The following is an 18478-nucleotide window of genomic DNA, read 5'->3' as shown; positions in this document are numbered from 1 at the left end:
GCCTGGCTCGCCGACACGCTCGAACGCATCGCAGGCGGCTGGCCAAACAGCCAAATCCCAGACCTCATGCCATGGAACTTCAAGCCCTAACGGCCTCGCCTACGCGCTTACCATGGAACTCGTAGCACCGCCGCTTAGAGGCATTGGCCACATCAAGTTGGGCACGCTCGCGACGAAGAGCGATTGCCGCTTCCTGCCCCGCGAGAAGCGAGGCATGCGGCGTGTCGATTGCGCATTCCGCGGGCTGCGGTCCAAGAGTTACCTGCGCTGCTGCAATGCCGAGGCGCACCCCGGCATCAATTTGCTGACGCTGAGACCCTGCCGTACAGCCAATCAATGTCAGTGTCAGTAAGCACGCAAGAGCGGCCTTCAGTGGCGAGTTCGGCTTCATAGGTGGCAATCTCCTGATCGAGCCGGGTCTGGGCCTCTAGGGCCGCCCTCTCGCTATTGGCTAAAGCTTCGCGATAGATGCGGAGGGCTTCGGCGCTGGCCCTCTGCTGCCGCTCGCGTTCGGCATCTTCCGCACGCCTCGCGGCATCAATGACGCGGATTGTCGCCGCATCATTTGCTTTGTCGGTCGCAGCCTGGACGATCGTGGGCCGCTCGATATGTTCGAAGATCAGGCCACGGCTAAACCAGCCGATGGGCCCAGAAACGATGGCAGCGGAGAGGGCCGCCGCCATAAGGCCCAGATGAGTGGGATTGAGCATCACCGTACGCCTTCGAGGCAAAAGCGCTGTTCGTCGGCCCGGCGATTGATAAGGCCAGGCACAACTTTGCCTCCCGCTCGGTTCCACATGGGAATAGCGTTGCATGCGCCACGAAAGTCACCGGCATTGGCCTTACGCGCAACGGTGGAGCCGCAAAACGCACCGGTGCCAATATTATAGGACAGAGAGAGGAAGGCGACATAGGGCTTGTCCGGCACGGCGTCCGGCGTAGCGAGGCACTTCCGCATGCCCGCCTCAAATTCAACCAAGGCGTTGCCGAGCATCACTTGACATTGTGAAACAGTGTAGCTGTCGCCGAGCTTCACGCCACGCGTCTCGCCAAAGCAAACGGTGGGAATGCCATTCGCCAATCGGTCGGGGTAAGCGACGGCGCGTAGCCCCTCCCAGCCACCGACGAGCGCGATTGCCGAGGCCATCAGGGCGGCGCCAATTTTGAGACGGCTACGCGTTGCCATCGGATATTCCTTTCTGTGCAACAAAGCGCGCAATGAAGGCGCCTACCGTCGCGAGAAACGACAGCAGGGCGAACACGCCGGGATCGAGAGGGAAGAAGCCGTGCATGAGGGGCAGCGCCACCTCCAAGCCGGACAGTAAGGCAGCAAGCAGCATCAGCCGCACGCTCCACGCGTGCGCCATCACTGCCCGCCAATTGGCGGTCAGTTTCAAAGGTTAAACTCCTATGTTCGAAAGTTCGCGCCGACGAGGGCGTTATTTTGATGGAGAGTCCGACTCCACCGGTTGAATAAATGGCGTATGCGGAAGCGCCAGACTATGAGCGACTACCCAATCACCCCGGCCATATATTCTCCAAGGTTGATTGCATCACCGACGCCGAGCTGCCCGGCTTCAAGCTCGATCGAAGCCAGTTCAGTTCCGGCCGGTGCGTCCAGCGCATAGGGGTCGTTTCGGCTGCGACACCAGTAAAGCCGGTTGCCCGTGTGATTTGGCTGATCTGAATCGTCATAGAGCACTTTAAAGCTGCTTCCGGTCTGTGCGCCGGCCCCCAGAAACTCCAATTCCTCCGCCCGTGCCTGGGGCGACCCGGTCGGCGCTGGCGTTGAGCTGGCTATCCGGAAGGTGAACTGTGTTGGACGGGAGAGAACAGCCGAAGCCGCAGCGCCGCTGCCGTCACCTCCGGAGAGCGTGATAACGGGGCTGGAAGCATAGCCGCTGCCTGGGTTGGTGATCGTGATGCCAATCACGACGCCACCAGAGATTTGCGCTGTAGCAGCAGCTCCAGAGCCCCCGCCACCACCACTGAAGCTCACCGTTGGCGCGACGCTATAACCCGATCCACCAGAGGTTACCGTTGCAGAAGCCACGCCTGCCAGAACCGTTTCGATGAATTGTCGCCGATTGTATTCAGCCTGGTTGAAACCGAAGAGGTATACGAACTCCCCAGCCTCCATCCCATGGGCAACATCGGCGGTAGCGGTCACCAAAGTAGTCCCTTTGGTGATGGCAGTGATGGAAAATCTTGCCCTCGGACGACGGCGCCAGTACCGCACGGTGGCCAACATCTGCATGTTGCCCACCGACGTGCCGCCCCATGCGACGATTTTGGTGAGCACACGCTTGAGGCGATCCATTGGAAATGGGTCGCTCTCCAGCCGGAGAAAGCCATTGGCAGAGGTTGATGTCAGCTTGAGGCTTTTCGTCGATGGCGCGAAGGCACGCGTATCATCAACGACACCCGTCACGCCGCTATAACCCTTCACAGTCCAACCTGGCACACCGACGCCGATGAGGTCCGCACCAACCGTCGCCTGATCGAAATTGCTGTTTCGATTGGCGATCATCTTTCTGGCTGGGAATTGGGTCCACGCGTTGAAATGGAGGTTTGAGATGCGAGCTATGTCCACGCTTTCATCACACATGAACAGCCCTTGGGTCGCCAGGTGATATGGCTTGGTGTAGCTGACGATCACATCTTCCAACGTGAGCTTAAAAGCACCTTTGAAGAGCGCTGTGTAAGGCGTTGCCAGACCATCGGCGCGAGCACCAGCAGGCACTGCACTTTCCGACGTTGTGGGCAGAATTTTCGATCGCGACACGCAAACGACGACATTGTTTGCAAGCGAACCGCCGACGCGTTTGATCAGCGCATCGCCGCATGATCCCTCGAAGTGATAGTCGACAAAGCTGATGCGCTGATAGGCGCAGTTGCCACCCATAAGCAGAGCGCCATTGCGGACAAAATCTACCGACCCCACCGTAAAATAAAGGTCGAAGCTGTCGGCGTTGCACTCGATTGCCCAGCCGTCAGGTGCGGCGCCGAACTCCATGTTCTGAAAAGCCATGCGCTCGCCGGAATTGGTGACGAGACCTTCCTCGAACCGCAGTCCCCTTAGAAACTGCTCAAGCCTGACGCCTTCAAGCAGCATCTGGTGGGTATCGATCTTCCTGATCAGCACTGCGGTTGCCCATGCTGTCAAAACGACGTCGCGAATCTTGACGTTGCGATAGTCGTCACGATCAGGACCGGTTGCAGCCTGACCCAAATCCAGGCCAACCGACGTTCCGACAGCACCTGGACCCAACAGCTGTAAGGCGCCGCGGTCCCCGGTTAAAAATGGCGCTCGATTGCCTGGTGCCGTGGGGCTGGTGCCAGCCGGAGCGCCTGCGTTGCTGGAGCGGACGCCTACAACATTCGTTGGCGCTTGCGACCAGTTAAGAAGAACGTTTCCGAGAGGGCCCACATGGACCCAGGGAGGAATGGCAACGGTTCCAAGCAGCTTGTATTTGCCCGATGGTGGCTCCACCATCATTGCGCCCATAGTGTCGCCGGCCGTCGACGCCAGTGAAACTGCGGCGTTAATCATGGCTTGAAAGGCTACTGTTACGTCGGTTGCATTGTCAGCCACAGCGCTGAAACGTCTAGGGCGAAGTTTTCCCTCTTCCAACTCGCTCCGCACGGTGACCGGCGATGTACCGACAGTGGGCGCAACGCGGTCATCGATGTCCATTCCGGCCACCGTCTTGAAGGTCAGACCCGCGCCCTGCTTGCGGTAGCGCGTCCTCGCGCCACCGCGAGTTTCATCGTTGAACACCTCAACAATACGCTCGCTAGGCAAGGCCGCTAGCCCCGCTGTAGCGAGGGCGTAGGTGTCGAAGAACGTCACATTGGTCCCAGACGCTTCAGCGGCAGCCTTTGCATCTTCCGCCTTTTCGGTAGCGATTCCTGCTTGCAGCTGCGAGACATTCCTAGCCGCTACGCTGAGATCACGCGCGCCTTGGGACTGAAGTTTCGCAAGTTCGGCCTCAGCGGCATCCGCCGCCGCTGCATCGGCCTCGGGAAGGTCGCCAATTCTTTGCCATGAACCAGCACCAACGGGCCCCGTCTTTTTGTAGAGCCCTTTGTAAGGCACGCCGGCAGAGCTTCCTGTATCGGCGAAGACTTTGCCCAGAGCATCGCCTGGCCATGTCAGGTCGGAAAACAGCTCGCTGCGCAGTGCATAGTTGGCTTTGGTAAGGATGCCCTCGCCGATGAGACGCATCTGCTCGGCAAACATGGTGTTGAGCGGTCCGAGCTGGTTCCAGCGGGGGCTGTTCTGGGTCGAGACGTAAGGCAGACCGTTGCCAGCTGGCCCGGTAAAGGGATTAACGAATTCGATGTGGCTATCATCGAGCAGCACGCCAACCGTGGCACCATGCTGCACTTCGCCATCGATGATCATCGTATCGCCTACGCGAAAATTGATCTCGCTCACCAGGGCGCCGCTGAAGGTAGCAACCTTCGACCCGGTTTCGACGCTGACGGTGCCTGCCGCATATACGGTCATGAGGCGCTCCAATAAGAGGGATTACGGAAATCGGCCGGGATTGGGTCCATGGCCTCAATGCGGTTCGACGCGTCACGAATGGCTTGCCGCGCATCGAGGAGCCCGGCGTAGGCCTCGGCGGTAAGCGAGGTGGGCTGGGCTGCGTCGACTTCGTCACGATGCCGCGTGACCTGCCAATCGGTCTCGCGCAGCAACCGGGCGGCGAGAGCCTTGACCTCGTCGGCCGTGACAACGACGATCGGCTCGAAGCTTTCCGGCCATCCATCCGGGCCGATGCGCCAGTGACCTTGCGAGAAGTCACCTTCAAGCACAACCTGCCTGTTCATCTGAGATTGGATGCCGACCTGGTGAAGATCGTTTGTCGAAAAGGCGCTCAACAAAGCGCCGCTCTCGGCATCAAAAACACCGAAATGCTGGTTCATCTTTTGAAGTTATCCAAGAACATCGCGCCACCCGGGATGAAGGCAAATTGGCCCGGTCCCCAGCCAACGACGCTGTCGATGCTATAAGTGTGGACACCCGGTCCCGGCGTATCCACAGCCGCGATAGAAACGACGCCTGCGAAGTTATCATCGTAATAGAGCGACAGAGTGTTGATCACGCTGCCATTCCGGAGCACCCGCAAAGAGTAGCCGCCAAAGTTGCTGCCGTTTTCCTGCGGCCGCCACTGGTAGCCGGTGAAGAGGATCTTCACGGAACCATAGGCAACGCTGATGTTGCCGGACACTAACGTTTGGTTCGGTCCAATTTCGGAGCCCTGATAAAAGGCTGCCGATGTCGTCATCGCATTGGCGAGAACGAGGTTTGTGGTAATTGTTTCCGCAACAATCAGAGAACCGGTGATCCGAACATCGGTCAGGTAAATGACACCGGCAACGACGGACCACGGGTTTATGAGGGTGCCGCCGTCGTCGCTGATCAACCTATATTCGCTTGCCTTGTCGACGATTGCACGCTGGCCGGTTGCCGAATTGAGCAGCATCAAGCGTCCCATCTCGACGGCCTTACCATCGACGCTTCCGCGCAGAATGTCCGCAACTTCGATCGTATAGCCGCTGACAGAACTGGCCCGAACCACGGCGGTGCGGAACGCTGATGCGGTAACGCCGCCAGCTTCAGCAGCTACTTCCTGCGCATAGGTGGCCTGGCTGTAGAACTCATTTGCAACCACGCCCACTCGCTCGGCCGCCACAGCGTTATTTCCATCGAATTCGGCTAGGAGCAACGTCGTAAGATCGACAGCAGCTTGGGTCGTATCGACCACAACCGCGACCTGCTCGACAAAATATGCCCGGTTCTCGTTTTGTGTGGCTTCAAGGGTGCGGCGCTCTACACGACCAACAGTGCCCGTTTTCAGGATGCTTTCAGCCAGGTCATCAAGCTGCTGCTGCAACTCCTCGAACCGCTCAATCAGGCTTCCGTCACCCGGCAAGACGCCAATCAGGCGTTTGAAATTGTTGTTGAGGTCAGCGATGTCCCATTGAACCGTCCCCACTGTGACCGTCTGCGGGTTTGTCCACATCGTGCCGCGAGCCGGGTCGGTGATCACCGTAGCCTGCACTTGGTATGTTGTGCGGGGCGTCACTTGATCGATAGCAGCGAAGCCTGCCTTTGGACCGTCAACGCGCAGGTATTGCACAGCGGCAGGGTTCGCAGTGGGCCAATATTTGATCAGCACCGCCGCCACCGTGCTGTCGGTGATCCCAGCCCACGTGCACCGAATGACCGGAATAGACGTAGCCCCGACCTCCATCTGCGCAGCAACGACGAGGAAATCGAGCGGATGCGTCAGGCGTGAAGGTGGCTGCACAACGATAGGATCGACCGGCAGCGGCATGAAGCCGCCAGTCGGAGACGGCACAATCGAGTTGTTCCATTCTCGAAGCGAAAGCTGGAACTGCTTCTTTGGCTGCCGCTGGATTCCGACCACCATCATGGGAATGGTGCCGAGCAGCTCATTCTGGCGTGTGATGACCTGACCAGGCCGAAGATCAGCTGCGCGCGGCCCAAATGTCGAGACTTCGACTGCAGAGAAGCGATCACGGCGCACCTTGATCTCCGCGAGCATGGAGGCTGTTTCTCGGTGACGGGTAAAAGAGGCGTCGAATGGCTCCAGGCGACGTCCGCCTTCAGCTACCTCTGCTGCGGCGCTGTAACGAACATCGTAGTCGTCAGGAATCCACCCGAGCACTGGATTGAGAAACTGCCCGTGAAAAGCCGTCTTGGTTTCGAGCGGCGACATGCGCGTCTGTTCGATGGTATCGGTGCCAGCGACGCGATGTTTGTCGGTCAGGGTCAAAACCGGAGCCATCGTCTGCGCCGGCAGGGGTGTGTAGGCGCCGCCATATTCGGCCCCATAGCCGCCCATGGCTGCTTCGAAAATCCGCATCACGGAGATTGGGTCGGTGCCATCCTTGATTTCGACGCCAAGGGAGTAGCGCGGTAAGACAGCACCGGTGTCGGTATAGGTCACCTGCTCGTCGCAGATATTGGCGGCTGATATAATGCCAGGGTAATAGCAGTCGTATTCGCTGACGCCGAGACCCAACAGGCGAACGCCGTTTACCCAGATACCGCGGCGCCAATTGTCCTGACAGATTGCAGCATTTTCCGACCACTCATAGGTTGATGGCTGGCCCCAGCGATGCGGCCCGGCGCCGCCCGCTGTACTGCTGTCCTTGCGGCGATCATAAACCTTAAGACCCTTCCAGATGGCCCGAAGATTTGGTAGGCCGCCGCCGAACAGTGTCGGGTGATAGCGCAGCGTCACAACACGGTAGGCCGTTGCTGTCATGGTGCACTGGTTCGTCCAACGACCGATTGGGTTCGATCTGGCCACGAGTTCAGGATCAGCGGCCTGACCGATATCCCCAGTATAGAACTTCACCCAACCATAGGGTTGGCCCGCAGGATCTTCAGCGCCATTGCCGTTGATGCGAAACTTCTCGATCACATAGCCCAGCACATTTGCATTTGAGCCGCTGAGTGCGGTGCTCGCATTGTCGACGAGGAGGCCCGTCATGCTGTGGTGAGCACCGTTGCCGTCGATGAACAGCAGCTGCAGGTACTCGTTATCGTTGCCGTAGCTGTTGTGATAGGCGAGATGGCCGGGGGTATCTTTCATACCCAAGATCGCGCTGAGAGCGACTTTGGCGCCGGCCCGAAACTGCAGCTCGACGCCCGTTATAGCATTCTCATTGGCTGGCTCGTCGGGCGTAATCCAGTCGATCGCCACACCAACTGCGGCGTTGATGGCGACACCAATTAGCGCATTGGTCAGGAGCGCCCCGAAGCCGCTCCCACCAAAAAGACCAGCGACGGGACCTATTGCCGCAACGAGCGCGGGCATGGCTCAGCCAATCCTGAAAGCGGCAACAAGACGCTCACGAGGGAGCCAGATCGCCCCCGATGCGTCCGTCTCGGGCATGCTTGGCAAAGCACAGCCGAGCACCATGTCACCCATGACGATAACAGCCGCCTTCACCTCGCGCTTGCCCGCTTCAGTAATGACGATGCCGCAGTCCCCGCGGCGCGCGCTGGCCGTGCCTTGGTAGCGCTCGAAATGCGCCGTCAGCGCGGCTTCAATATCGTCATAGCCGCGGTCTTTGAGAACGCCCGCCGAGGCCGCAGCACTGTCGTAGGTGCCACGGATATCGTCCATGGGATCAACGCCGGTCATGGCAAGCGACAGGTCAGCCACCCTCGTGAGGCAGTCGGATTCACCCCACTTGAAAGTTTCGTTTTGGTGCCGCGAAACCGTTTCGACAAACGCAACTTCCCAGCCCGAGTGTCGGGCCGGCTGTAGAATGCTCATGGCAATGTCCTTTAATTATCTGCCGCCCGAACTCGGGCCTCGGCCGGTGTTCGCCTGAACAGGGCCATTCTGCGGGCCCCAGACGATGGGGTCTGTGCTGACACGCGCAATATGGTCGTAGCCGCGGTCATTGGGATCGATAAGCCGCTGCAGTTCAGCGCCCCGTGTCTTCGCTTCAACGACCTTCGCGAGGGCCGCAGGTGAGCTCAGCGTAGCCTTTATGGTGCGGCCACGTTTGGAGCGCAGATGCTCGATTTTGTAGATTTCACGTCGGAGCAGTTGATCGACGCTGGTAAGGCGCCGGTTCGCGTCAAATTTGAACCGATAAACTATGGCCGGACGCCGAAACCAGACCTCATCCTCGATGCTGTTGAGCAAGCTTGGTTCGAACAGCTGATGCCAGGTGTTGTTAATTCGGCGGTGCGAGGCAAGCGTCAGCGTCAAATCGACTGCCGCGAGATTGATCGTTTCGCCGGGATTCTCGACTTCGATTAGCGCGCCCGAGCCGATGAAGGTCACGCCGTCCCATACGATGTTGCCACGCACGCCAGCAACAAACCCAAACTGGCCACTCGGCAGATCGAAACGGATCGCGGCCCGCTCTCGATAGACCGTCATGATTGTGCCGCCGCTTCTTTGAGTTGGAAACTGGCTATTGTGTCCTGATTGGGCACGCGAGGGGCCGACCAGCTGCCCGGCACGATGTGCATGCGCACGACCGGATCAAGAAACACCATCTGAGCGCCGACACCGAACAGGTTTGGTAGCAGCGGCGGCGAGATTTCGATGACCTGGTTAGTGGCTGTCGCTGCGTTGATCGGTTTGGTGACGATGTGGCAGGTTTTGTAGCCACTCTGGACTAGACCGACGCGATCACCCCGCCGAAGCATGAGACCAGCCGGCAGTCCATCGGCACGGGGCGCCCACGCATTTTCCACGTTATCGACGCTAGCGGTTCCATTCCATCCGCCCGGCAGTGCCGCCGCTGCGCGGTAGGCTGATGGCATGAAGAACACTGGATCAACAACGTCGATGACCAGCGTTTTGCCGATCGCTTCTGCAACGAAGCCTTCCCAATCTGCAAGCAGGACCGAACTCAGCTTCTTGGTCGACGCATCGCCGAGCCAATAGGGATCTTCATCTTCGGTCTGCCACGTGAAGCCGCTATTCTCTCGGGCGTCATTGATCACCCAATTTGGGAACAGCCTGAGACGGGAGAGACCGGTTGGAAACATCATCCGAATTGCCCCTGACTCATAGCCTTCCGCACCGTTGGCACGACTTGGCCGAGCAGCGATTTATTGTTCTGTTCGAGCACCTGAAGCAGCTGCTCTTGAGACAGCCCAGAGCCATCAATGTTGTAGACCGGCGCCAGCGAAATTGACGTTCCGCCCCCATATTTACGGCGCAGTTGCGCCGGCCATCCGATTTCCTCGCCTTCCATTCCGATGAACGGCACTTCGCCGGGCTTGAGGAAGTCTGTTCCGGTGTGATGGCGTGGGACATTGTGAAAGATGTCCATCGGCACTGTGCGCGACACCGACGCAGCGCCGATTGTCGCGCCCGTGTGTCCGACACCCGCTTGGTAGCCAAGCTTTAGTCCTCCACCCCCGAACAGGCCGCCGCCGCCAAAGATGCCGCCTAGAAAATTACTGATCGGCCCAGTGACGAGATTGCGCGATGCCATGCGTGCGATATCGATCAGGATCTGTTTGGCAAAATCCTGCCATTTGAATTCGCCGGTTTCGAGCGCGCTTATCCAGGCATCCTCGAAGCGATCGACACCGCTGACGAGGCTATCGGCGATGTCATCGCCAAGGTTTTTGCTGCGGCTACCGATGCGAAGCAAACCCAACTGGACGCCATCGATCCAATCGTTAGACGCCTTGAGGCGCCGCATGGTCATCTCTTCGACAGCCGTGGTGTAGTCTAGCTCTGAAATAACGCCCTGCTGCAGGGCCATGGCGAGAGCATTTTGGGCCGTCGCATATTCGGTGGTGGTTTTTGCCGCATCGGCAAGCTCGATCGCTGCGCCAGCAACAGCTTTGTTGTAGGTGTCCTGGCTGATCTGGCCGCTGGCTTGCAGTTCGTTGAGGCGCGCGAGAGTCAACGCGTATTCTTCTCCGGCGGCCTGGACGCGTTTGATCAGTTGCTCTGCCTCGCGGATTGCCTTTTTAGCGTCAGCATCAGGGCTGCCGCCCCCGGCCCCGACGCCGGTTCCGTCACTGGCAACCGGCGCGAAGATGCGCGGCTGAGGTGTGTTGCCGAGCATGGCAAAGACGCCATTGACGTCAAACTGCGTCGGATCCTGACGGCGCTTCAGCTCTGCCTCGCGCTCAGCGATCTGCGCTTCCAAATCCTTGATGGCTTGATTGGCACCAAGCCCAGTGCCAAACAATCCGGCACCACCGGGGTTTGATTGCGCCTTGGCAAGTGCTGCGTAGCGTCGCTCCAGTTGCTCCCGGATGATCTTCTCGGACCTCTGGCCAAGCGGCGCGGTCTGCGCCTCCATATTCTGCCAGCCAGGCGCCTCCTGTACGGCTGACCAAACGTCACGCACGGCCTGAGCAATCCCGATGATGGCCTGCGCGGTTCCGGTAATCAGCGGCGCTAACTCGACAAGGATTTGCTTGAACTGCAGGTCCAAGACCTTTGACGCCGTCTCAAACTCATCGCCCATCTGTTCGGCGCGCTGAATAAGTTCGCTATCGACAACCAGGCCAAGCTCGCGCGCCGAGTTCGCGGTCTCGTCGAGCGCTGCGGTGCCGCCTTTGAAGACCTCGACCATCTTTGCGCCAGCGTCGCCAAAAAGCACCGTAGCAAGCGCTGCCTTTTCGCTAGCGCCCTCAGTTTTGGAGATCGCGTCAGCGACTAACCGAAACCGCTCTTGCTGGGTGGTCGCCAGCATAATGCTGCTGAGGAGTTCGGGATTGAGGGCCTTGAGCTGGGCGACCATGCGGCCCTTGCCCGCTTCGGCAAGACCAGCATTGCGATTGAAGGAGACAAGAGCCGATGACAGCTCGTCATAGCTCACCCCCGCCATTTCTGCGGCGTAGCCCATCTCCTGGAGAAAATCCGTGGTGACGCCGGCAGTATTCGCGTCGTCCGCAATCTGTCCAAACCGGTCAAGCGCATCGCGAGCCCCTTGCAGCGCGGCCGAGAGGCCAAGTGCTGGAAGGATAGCTGCCGCAGCGCCACGGGCCATTTCAGAGAAAAAAGCGGCACCAGACATGCGGGATAGATGCTGATTGGAGGTCGCCATGGCCGCGTTCAGCGCACGGATCGATACCGATGCGGGCTCTACACTGCCCTGGATTTTCTTGAAGGCAGCCGAGCCCTCTTGGCCAACCTCACGCAATGCTCGCTCGACGAGTTCCTTGTCCTTGACGGAAAGGCGGATGCCGACTTCCTTAGTCTTCTCCACCGGGCTCCTCCTTTTCGTTCCACGCGGATACAGCGCCGCGTTCGCAGGCACCGAGCAACACTTCGGTCAATTCGTCATCGATCCCGGCATGCGCGCAGCGGCGCCTTGCCGCTTCAAGCTCGACGCCGACGATCATCCCCATGCCCGCCACACGAACGCGCCAGGCTTCCTCCTGAAAAAGCCCCCAGATGGTGGCCCCCTCGATCGTCTTGGGTGCATGCTTGTGATAGGCGCAATCCTGCGGCTGCGTGGTCGCGCAAGACGCGGAACTGGCACGACAGCCATCGCAATAGTCGCGTCCACGGCCCTTGCCGAAATTCCAGTTGGCAAGGGCCGTTAGACGTTTCCCTCTGCAACCACTTCGGTATGGCCGCTGAGGTAGAAGCGCGAAAAACTGTCAGCGACCTCTGGGTCGGTGAACAAACTGGCGACATGGGCGGGATCGAATGCAACCTCGCCATCATCAGCCTCGGGTCCGAAAATGCCTCGCCAATCGCTGGCGACCATTTCGGCGAGGCAAACAAGAAATAGCGACTGTCGCGTTGCCTCCACGGCCACGAGGTCGTTGAGATCAGGCATCCCTTCGACCGACGCCCCGGCTTTTGTCATGGCTATGCCACCAGCGATCATCTCAACAAGCAACTGCCCTGCCGCCGCTCGAGCCGCGTAAACAAGCGTCGTATTTATTGGCGCGCAGTAAAGTTGTGCCTTACCGCGTAAGGGTATCCAGCGCGCTTCCTTCAACTTTCCGAGCCGGATAGTCATCAATAGCTCGGCACATCGTTGATCAGCACGACGCCGAGCAAATAGCCGGCGACACTATCGTATGCAGCCCGCCAATTCAGCGTTGCCGCAATGCCGCCAGGCCCATCAATCGGCTTCTTCGTCGTGGGCCAGAAGGTGCGCGGAAATTGATACTTGAGGCCCCAGGTCGGCTGCGAGGCTAGACTGAATGCAAACTCAAGCGCCGCTGGCAGTTTGTTGTCTGCCAGGTCATCGAGCGTGCTGTCAGAGCCGAAGCGCACCGTTGCCGAGCCGTTGCCACTGCGGTTCTGCTCATCGACGCCAGCAATTGCCATGTCGGGGCGAATTTCGTCGACCGCTTCGAGATTATTGAGGAAGTTGCACTGACCGGCCGTAACACTGCCAAGCTGGCTGCCACCCACCTTGATCGACCCAAGCGCATTGTCGAACGGCAGGTAGGGATAAATCAGCGGGCTGGCGTCGCGCTGCGGCGTGCCGCCCGTGTCTTTGATTTCCTGTTGCGCGATGAGTGGCACTGTCACCAAAGCGCGGCCATTGCGCGCCATCGGAAATTGGATTCCCCCCGCTTTGATGCCGGAATGGGTACGCCACTTAGGTGTCGACAGCTTGGGGTGACCGACCTGGGCAGCGTACGAGAACAGTTCCTTGCCAGACTTCCAGGTATGCGTGTACCTGCCGCCGCCATCCGCAACTGTGGTCGGGGCGCCGAGCACCATGGTCAGTAAGAAACCAATTCCGCGCACATCCATCGGCGCCACCAAGTCGCCGGCCACGGTCGCCGCGCCTAACGACGGGTCACCATCGTCCGCAATTCCACGGTTCCAGGTCGGATCGTCTTCTAACGGCTGATCCTTGCCAAGCGTCATCGACCGCAGCGGCATGCGACGATAGACACCACCCGCGGAGCCGTCTGGAGGCGTGCCATATGTCGTTTCCTTGGCGATGAGGTGTACGGCATCGGCGCCGGAAGCGCGTGCTTTGGCCATAAAAGTCTCCTGCAATGTGTATGGTGTCAGCCGACCGGCCGGTCGGACCAGTAATCGATTTCGATAGGCAGGCTGGCGCCCTTGATGTCGGCAGAGCCCCAAATCTCCTGCACGGCCAATTCAGCCGCACGCACTTCGATGCGCGTCACCAGCCCGTTGAGATCGCCAGCCGCGGCAATAACGATGTCCAGCAAGTCGATCTGCGCATCGACTTTCCCGTCAACGTCATCCTCGACCTTCTCAAACACGATCGAGATTGTTGGAATCATGGTCCATTCGTAGATCGAGCCATTGATGAACTCTTCGACGAGTTCAATCCCACCGTCGAGCAAGCCCATCGCCTTGCCATCTATCAGGTCAGACAGTGCTGGGTTTCGCAGCACCTTCGCCATAGGCATGGCGCTTGTCAGATAATCGAATAGTGCCGCCAGGATTTGTTCGCGCTTTGTCGTCACTCCCAGGCCTCCAGAATGTTGCGCACCATCTCTGCAGCAGCGCGGTCGTAGTCCTGAGCAAGATTGAAGGCCTTCTTCATCCGCACATAGGGCACGAGGAAGAACATCACGACTGAAACGGCGCCCTGCTTAAATCCGCCCGCCTTATTGCGAGCCATTTGGCGACCCACTCGACCTGCCGACGTGCGCTTCACGCCATCCACCACAAGCAGCGACGTCTTGCCGGGCCGATAGACAAATCGAAGTCGCCCGAAGCGATCCTCTGGAAAATTAGATGGCGTAATCGGTTCGAATTTCGAGCCTTTCGGGCAATCGGGCGAAGGGATCGCGAGGAAGAAACCATCCTTGCTGCGAATGACCGTCGCCGCGTCGAAACTGTCGATGATATGCGGCGCCTTTGACACCAGCACGCCAGCAGCGCCGAGACTAGCCCCAGTTTTGGGGAAGGCATGGCTACGCCAAGTGTTTGCCAAACCCTGCGAGCCGAAAGCGTTCAAGGTCTGCTGTCGCAGCCGCATCTTGAGATCGTTTAGGGCCTTATGCGTGCCACTGGTGACAGCCTTGGCGCCATTTTCCAGCTCGACGGCCATGAACGTTTCAAGATTGCCGGTCAGCGCGGCGCCTAGCCTCATGATACAACCTTGAGACTGATACGAATTTCGAAGCGCCCGTCGCCATCAGGCTCCCAATCGAGAACCTCATAGACAATGCCGTCGCTAATCTGATCGCCCTTAGCGAGGAGCGGGAACTCGGCCCTGAGGGCAAGCGTCGTGTGCGTTGCAGTTCGGACCTTGTGGCCAAAGCTTTCAAACCGCTCGACCGCTTTTTCGACACCGAAGATAGCCTTTTCGATAAGGACCGCCGAACCGCCCTTGGGCGTATAAAGCACGTCCTCGAACAACTCATCTTCAGCGGCGGAGAGCACTTCGGCCACTAGATCCTTCCGCATGATCAGAGACCGAAGTCGGCCTTTGTGGCCCAGCGGGCCTTCTTCTCGCCCACGAGCGCTTCAGCCTCAGAAGGATCGATCTTCTGCAGGTTGCCGCTTTCGCCGATATCGTCGATGGTTTCGAGTAGCACGATCGAGCGCGTTTCCTTCGGGGCGGATTTCTTGGTCGTCATGATTGACCTCTTGAAAATGAAAGACCGGCACATCGTGCTGGCCTGATTGTTGTCGGGGTGGGGATCAGTTCGAGGTGAAGACTTCGACCAGAGTTTCCGGCCGCTTGCAGATCGAGAGCGTGTTGCTCTCGGACCAAAGCTCGACGCCCTTGCCATGGTCGAGCACCTTGGAGGAGATGAAGATCTCGTCGTCCGGCGCCGAGTTGACCGCCGTAATCGTGTCAGCCGGCGCGTCCCAGGTCTTGAAGGTGTCGCGCGTCCCGCTCGGATAGGCATGGCCCTTGCCGCTTTCGATGGCGGCAGTGCTGACGACGTCAGTGCCGATCTTGAGGGGAAAGGTCGTCTTGTTTTCGCGGAAACGGATATTGCCGAACTCGAAGACACGGCCCCAGTTGCCCCCAAGGCGATCACGCTCGAAGCGGGTGAGCTGCATGGCCTGTTCGGCCTGAAGATAGAACTTTTCGACCTTGGCGTGATTGACCAACCGGCTGAAGAACGAGCCGGACACCATCACTTCGACACCGTCAGAAACCTCGCCCTTGAGGTTGGCGACCACATGGTCATGCACTTCTTCGCATTTGCCCATGATGTCAGTGCCAACCGAGCCAAGCGCAAAGTCCACCGTCTTCTTGGTGATGTCGAACTCGTCGAAGAGATTGTAAAGTTCGGTCCCGTCGCCATCGATGATGACGCCCTTGAGCGCGCCGACGCGCACGAACTCGCGCGTGATCGCATGATTGGTGCGCAGCTGGTCGAGGCGCTTGGCAACCTCGTCGTCCATGGTTGCCGGCCGCTTGGTGCGGTTGACGAGGGCAATCATGTTCTGGATGTCCTGCGGCGTGATCAGGTCCATCTGCGGGAAGTGCGGGATCTTGAAGATCAGCGAGTTGCCCTTTTCCCGCTTGTTCTCGATGCCAGGACCGCCGCGCTCCTGGGCGCTGAGAACCCGGACGATTCCGTTTTCGATCCGCACTTCGACGAGGATCGAGGCAGTGCCCTCGGTGTTGAACATGCCCATGGCATTGAGCAGGCCATAGGTGTTCGGGATGCGGTTGACCGCTTCGGTGAGGCTCGTCGAGGTATAAAGGAAGTTGAATTCTTCGGGGTCCATTGCCGCCGTCTCCTACTGAGTTTTGGAAGGGACGGCTCACCGCCGTCGAAGGGTAGCCGCGCCTAGAGGGCGCGAACGATGATGTGTTTCTTGGCGAGCGCCGCGATTGCTGCAGCTTTCTGGTCGGTGGTCGCGCCGGCAGGCCAGGCGATACCGTCGAGATCGAGAATGGCCGGACCACGGGCTTCCATCAGCACGCCGCCATCGGCTCCGGACGGTGCAAAGCCCTTGTTGATGGCGACACCGGCAATTTCGGCACTACCGTCCGTCGCGGTCGGGTCCCATTCCTTGACCTTGGAGCCAGCCGGCACCTTGATTGCGAAGGCATCGCCAGCGACGAAGTCGACAGCGCCATCCGCGATAGTGAACCTGACTGGGCCATTGAAGGCCGTGCCAACAAAAGCCGTTCCAACCGAGACGCCGCTGTGATCGAAAACTTCAAAGGTGCCGCCATTGGCAGCCGGCTCGATGCAGATGGCTTGATAGTCGCCAACACTAGCGGCAGCCGAAATTGCAGGATTGGCGAGGGTGATTGCCCCGTTGCCGCTGTTACCGGCCAGCGCCAGTGCCGTCACCGTACCCATGCCCGCGACACCGAGAATGGTGCCAATTTCGACAAAGCGGGAATTGCCACCCGAGCCGGCAAGCAGCGTTGCCGATTCACGGCAATAGTTCTCTTCGACTTCCCATTTGACAACGGCCGTCATCACCTTAGGGCTGCCCATTGAGAAAGTTCTCTTGACCATAATGGCCTCCGATTAAAGGGGTGCAGAAACGACAGCGCCGCCCGAGGAGGGGCGGCGTTGTCGAGGGTTGATGGGGTCAGATGCTACTTGGACTTGCCACCATGTTTGGCAGTGCGGCGATCGACAGCCGCGAGGAGGCCAGAGCCTGACTTCTCCGCATTGGCGTCGCTGCCGCCGATATTGCGGTCGCGGCCCGCCATGGCAGCAGAGAGGTTCGACGCTTTCGGCGCTGCGCCAAGCATGCCCATCGCCTCGCCATACGTCATGCCGGCACTCGCGACCTTTTCACCGAGCTTGGCAGCAAGCGCTTCACGACCCTTTGCCGCCTTCGAACCCACAAGGGCAAAACCGGCCTTGGTGCCGGTCGCGCTGGCTTTGGGTTCTCCGTCTTCTTCATCCTCGTCTTCGTCGTCCGCATCGTCAGAATTGGATTCGGTTTCGTCACCGTCGCCTTCGTCGTCCGCCTTTTCGGCCGAAACGGGAATGCCGAGGGCCTTCAGCTCTGCGGTTGCACCGGCATCGCCAGCCGATGCCTTGGCGCGCAAGGCGGCGACCTGGTCTTTGAGGGCCATTTCTATCTCCATGGTTGGTTCGGGAGTGTCAGTGAGGGAGGCAAGGAGCGCTGCGAATGCAGCGCGTTCAGACCCGATCTCATCGACTAGACCGAGAGCGAGGCCAGAAAGGTTGGGATCGTCATGTTGGGCCAAATACCAGCGGGCCTCTTGGGCACGGATGGCGTCTTCGCTCATCCCGCGCCCTTGGCTCACGACGGACACAAACCGCTTTGCGACTTGATCGACGACAGCCTGGAGATGCGCACGCGCGTCTTCGGTCAAAGGCTTCCAGCTCGCGCCATCGGTTTTGTGCGGCGCGCTCTCGATCGCTTCGACCTTGAGACCCCACTCGGCTAACATTGCCGAACTATCGACATGAGTGATGACTACCCCAATCGACCCGACGTCAGATTCTGAGGCAGCCCAGATGCGGTCACAGCCTGATGGAAGGGCATAGGCAGCGGAGCACGCCACTTTGGCGTAAGCCCAGACTGGCTTTCCCCCAGAGGCGCCGTTCTCTGCACGGATTGCGTCGGCGAGGTCGAAACAGCCATCAACAAGACCACCCGGCGAGTTGACCCGCAGGAAAATGGCGCGTACCCGGCCATCGCCGCGCGCCGCAGCTAGGGCTTCCCCGATCTGTGCGTAGCCGGGAACCCAAGCTTCCGCCCACCAGTCATAATAGCCTTCGGGCGTCATGACGCCGCTGATGTCGACAATGGCGACACCATCGACGAGGGCATAGCCATCGCAATACTCAACTGCCGAGGCCCACCGAATAACGGGCATCGCCAAGGCTTCGGCGACAGCCTCGCCATCTTCACGAGCCGCCTTTCGCCCACCCATAAGATTGGTCAGCCAGTTGCCGGACCGGGCTTGCCGTCCTTCCAGTGCACGGTCGAGGAGTGCCTGTGCTTCCCCCCTCTTGAGCAGCAGGATGCGCCCCGGCGTGCGCAGAGCCAGATCGAGATCGGTCATATCGATGTCC

General features: G+C 59.4%; 21 protein-coding genes. 1 reads left to right on the top strand and 20 read right to left on the bottom strand.

Annotation, left to right across the window (positions count from 1 at the left end; genetic code table 11):
* The coding region (locus ASG47_RS20550; protein ID WP_156463981.1) for a transposase domain-containing protein at positions 1-90 on the top strand (90 nt) is incomplete at its 5' end.
* 206 nt (positions 91-296) lie between these two features.
* On the opposite strand, the gene ASG47_RS04195 is transcribed toward ASG47_RS20550, so the two are convergent.
* The 20 genes from ASG47_RS04195 to ASG47_RS04110 form a co-directional block, all read right to left on the bottom strand.
* Positions 297-710, bottom strand: a complete 414-nt coding sequence (locus ASG47_RS04195; protein WP_061907500.1) for a hypothetical protein — start codon at positions 708-710, stop codon at positions 297-299.
* Positions 710-1186, bottom strand: a complete 477-nt coding sequence (locus ASG47_RS04190; protein ID WP_244487036.1) for a lysozyme — start codon at positions 1184-1186, stop codon at positions 710-712. Before ASG47_RS04190 ends, ASG47_RS04195 begins: the two co-directional genes overlap by 1 nt.
* Positions 1173-1397, bottom strand: coding sequence for a hypothetical protein (locus ASG47_RS04185; protein ID WP_061907499.1), 225 nt, complete (start codon positions 1395-1397; stop codon positions 1173-1175). The genes ASG47_RS04190 and ASG47_RS04185 overlap by 14 nt, the downstream gene beginning before the upstream one ends.
* A 113-nt stretch (positions 1398-1510) precedes the next feature.
* Positions 1511-4513: a hypothetical protein gene (locus ASG47_RS04180; protein ID WP_061907498.1), complete on the bottom strand. Its 3003-nt coding sequence runs from the start codon at positions 4511-4513 to the stop codon at positions 1511-1513.
* Positions 4510-4935: a hypothetical protein gene (locus ASG47_RS04175; RefSeq protein WP_061907497.1), complete on the bottom strand. Its 426-nt coding sequence runs from the start codon at positions 4933-4935 to the stop codon at positions 4510-4512. The genes ASG47_RS04180 and ASG47_RS04175 overlap by 4 nt, the downstream gene beginning before the upstream one ends.
* Entirely contained in the window at positions 4932-7862 is a 2931-nt protein-coding gene (locus ASG47_RS04170; protein ID WP_061907496.1) for a hypothetical protein, read from the bottom strand. Before ASG47_RS04170 ends, ASG47_RS04175 begins: the two co-directional genes overlap by 4 nt.
* Before the next feature lie 3 nt (positions 7863-7865).
* Positions 7866-8327, bottom strand: a complete 462-nt coding sequence (locus ASG47_RS04165) for a DUF6950 family protein (RefSeq protein ID WP_061907495.1) — start codon at positions 8325-8327, stop codon at positions 7866-7868.
* 15 nt (positions 8328-8342) lie between these two features.
* The gene (locus tag ASG47_RS04160) at positions 8343-8945 is read right to left on the bottom strand and encodes a hypothetical protein (protein WP_061907494.1); all 603 of its coding nucleotides are present in this window, start codon (positions 8943-8945) and stop codon (positions 8343-8345) included.
* Positions 8942-9517 carry a hypothetical protein gene (locus tag ASG47_RS04155; protein WP_156463980.1) on the bottom strand — a complete coding sequence of 192 codons (576 nt, stop codon included), beginning with the start codon at positions 9515-9517 and terminating at the stop codon, positions 8942-8944. The genes ASG47_RS04160 and ASG47_RS04155 overlap by 4 nt, the downstream gene beginning before the upstream one ends.
* 44 nt (positions 9518-9561) lie before the next feature.
* Positions 9562-11751 (bottom strand): phage tail tape measure C-terminal domain-containing protein, encoded by a 2190-nt coding sequence (locus tag ASG47_RS04150; protein ID WP_061907492.1) that lies wholly within the window; start codon positions 11749-11751, stop codon positions 9562-9564.
* Positions 11738-11887, bottom strand: coding sequence for a hypothetical protein (locus ASG47_RS20545; RefSeq protein WP_156463979.1), 150 nt, complete (start codon positions 11885-11887; stop codon positions 11738-11740). Before ASG47_RS20545 ends, ASG47_RS04150 begins: the two co-directional genes overlap by 14 nt.
* 200 nt (positions 11888-12087) lie before the next feature.
* A complete protein-coding gene (locus ASG47_RS20975) occupies positions 12088-12516 on the bottom strand; it encodes a hypothetical protein (RefSeq protein WP_156463978.1) in 429 nt (142 codons plus the stop codon).
* The gene (locus tag ASG47_RS04140; RefSeq protein ID WP_061907490.1) at positions 12516-13502 is read right to left on the bottom strand and encodes a phage tail tube protein; all 987 of its coding nucleotides are present in this window, start codon (positions 13500-13502) and stop codon (positions 12516-12518) included. Before ASG47_RS04140 ends, ASG47_RS20975 begins: the two co-directional genes overlap by 1 nt.
* Before the next feature lie 26 nt (positions 13503-13528).
* Complete coding sequence (locus ASG47_RS04135) at positions 13529-13957, bottom strand: hypothetical protein (RefSeq protein ID WP_061907489.1); 429 nt, start codon at positions 13955-13957, stop codon at positions 13529-13531.
* On the bottom strand, positions 13954-14589 hold the full coding sequence (locus ASG47_RS04130) for a DUF6441 family protein (protein ID WP_061907488.1): 636 nt from the start codon (positions 14587-14589) through the stop codon (positions 13954-13956). Before ASG47_RS04130 ends, ASG47_RS04135 begins: the two co-directional genes overlap by 4 nt.
* The gene (locus ASG47_RS04125; protein ID WP_156463977.1) at positions 14586-14906 is read right to left on the bottom strand and encodes a hypothetical protein; all 321 of its coding nucleotides are present in this window, start codon (positions 14904-14906) and stop codon (positions 14586-14588) included. The genes ASG47_RS04130 and ASG47_RS04125 overlap by 4 nt, the downstream gene beginning before the upstream one ends.
* A gap of 2 nt (positions 14907-14908) precedes the next feature.
* Positions 14909-15079 carry a hypothetical protein gene (locus ASG47_RS20540; RefSeq protein WP_156463976.1) on the bottom strand — a complete coding sequence of 57 codons (171 nt, stop codon included), beginning with the start codon at positions 15077-15079 and terminating at the stop codon, positions 14909-14911.
* A 64-nt stretch (positions 15080-15143) separates the two neighbouring features.
* Complete coding sequence (locus ASG47_RS04120; protein ID WP_061907486.1) at positions 15144-16190, bottom strand: major capsid protein; 1047 nt, start codon at positions 16188-16190, stop codon at positions 15144-15146.
* A 62-nt stretch (positions 16191-16252) separates the two neighbouring features.
* Positions 16253-16936, bottom strand: a complete 684-nt coding sequence (locus ASG47_RS04115) for a head decoration protein (protein ID WP_082511556.1) — start codon at positions 16934-16936, stop codon at positions 16253-16255.
* 83 nt (positions 16937-17019) lie between these two features.
* On the bottom strand, positions 17020-18468 hold the full coding sequence (locus ASG47_RS04110) for a S49 family peptidase (RefSeq protein ID WP_061907484.1): 1449 nt from the start codon (positions 18466-18468) through the stop codon (positions 17020-17022).
* Between the last annotated feature and the right edge of the window lie 10 nt (positions 18469-18478).

The sequence above is a fragment of the Devosia sp. Leaf420 genome (assembly GCF_001425445.1).
In the GTDB taxonomy this organism is placed as follows: domain Bacteria; phylum Pseudomonadota; class Alphaproteobacteria; order Rhizobiales; family Devosiaceae; genus Devosia.
Note: the sequence above shows the minus strand (reverse complement) of the source record. Positions and strands in the feature narration are given on the sequence as shown.

Excerpts from the sequence above, each read along its gene's own strand:
- ASG47_RS04160 (WP_061907494.1), bottom strand. The coding sequence starts at position 8,945 with ATGACGGTCTATCGAGAGCGGGCCGCGATCCGTTTCGATCTGCCGAGT.
- ASG47_RS20540 (WP_156463976.1), bottom strand. The coding sequence starts at position 15,079 with ATGACGACCAAGAAATCCGCCCCGAAGGAAACGCGCTCGATCGTGCTA.
- ASG47_RS20975 (WP_156463978.1), bottom strand. The coding sequence starts at position 12,516 with ATGACTATCCGGCTCGGAAAGTTGAAGGAAGCGCGCTGGATACCCTTA.
- ASG47_RS20545 (WP_156463979.1), bottom strand. The coding sequence starts at position 11,887 with ATGATCGTCGGCGTCGAGCTTGAAGCGGCAAGGCGCCGCTGCGCGCAT.
- ASG47_RS04130 (WP_061907488.1), bottom strand. The coding sequence starts at position 14,589 with ATGAGGCTAGGCGCCGCGCTGACCGGCAATCTTGAAACGTTCATGGCC.
- ASG47_RS04125 (WP_156463977.1), bottom strand. The coding sequence starts at position 14,906 with ATGCGGAAGGATCTAGTGGCCGAAGTGCTCTCCGCCGCTGAAGATGAG.
- ASG47_RS04140 (WP_061907490.1), bottom strand. The coding sequence starts at position 13,502 with ATGGCCAAAGCACGCGCTTCCGGCGCCGATGCCGTACACCTCATCGCC.
- ASG47_RS04180 (WP_061907498.1), bottom strand. The coding sequence starts at position 4,513 with ATGACCGTATATGCGGCAGGCACCGTCAGCGTCGAAACCGGGTCGAAG.
- ASG47_RS04195 (WP_061907500.1), bottom strand. The coding sequence starts at position 710 with ATGCTCAATCCCACTCATCTGGGCCTTATGGCGGCGGCCCTCTCCGCT.
- ASG47_RS04110 (WP_061907484.1), bottom strand. The coding sequence starts at position 18,468 with ATGACCGATCTCGATCTGGCTCTGCGCACGCCGGGGCGCATCCTGCTG.
- ASG47_RS04115 (WP_082511556.1), bottom strand. The coding sequence starts at position 16,936 with ATGGTCAAGAGAACTTTCTCAATGGGCAGCCCTAAGGTGATGACGGCC.
- ASG47_RS04120 (WP_061907486.1), bottom strand. The coding sequence starts at position 16,190 with ATGGACCCCGAAGAATTCAACTTCCTTTATACCTCGACGAGCCTCACC.
- ASG47_RS04170 (WP_061907496.1), bottom strand. The coding sequence starts at position 7,862 with ATGCCCGCGCTCGTTGCGGCAATAGGTCCCGTCGCTGGTCTTTTTGGT.
- ASG47_RS04175 (WP_061907497.1), bottom strand. The coding sequence starts at position 4,935 with ATGAACCAGCATTTCGGTGTTTTTGATGCCGAGAGCGGCGCTTTGTTG.
- ASG47_RS04165 (WP_061907495.1), bottom strand. The coding sequence starts at position 8,327 with ATGAGCATTCTACAGCCGGCCCGACACTCGGGCTGGGAAGTTGCGTTT.
- ASG47_RS04190 (WP_244487036.1), bottom strand. The coding sequence starts at position 1,186 with ATGGCAACGCGTAGCCGTCTCAAAATTGGCGCCGCCCTGATGGCCTCG.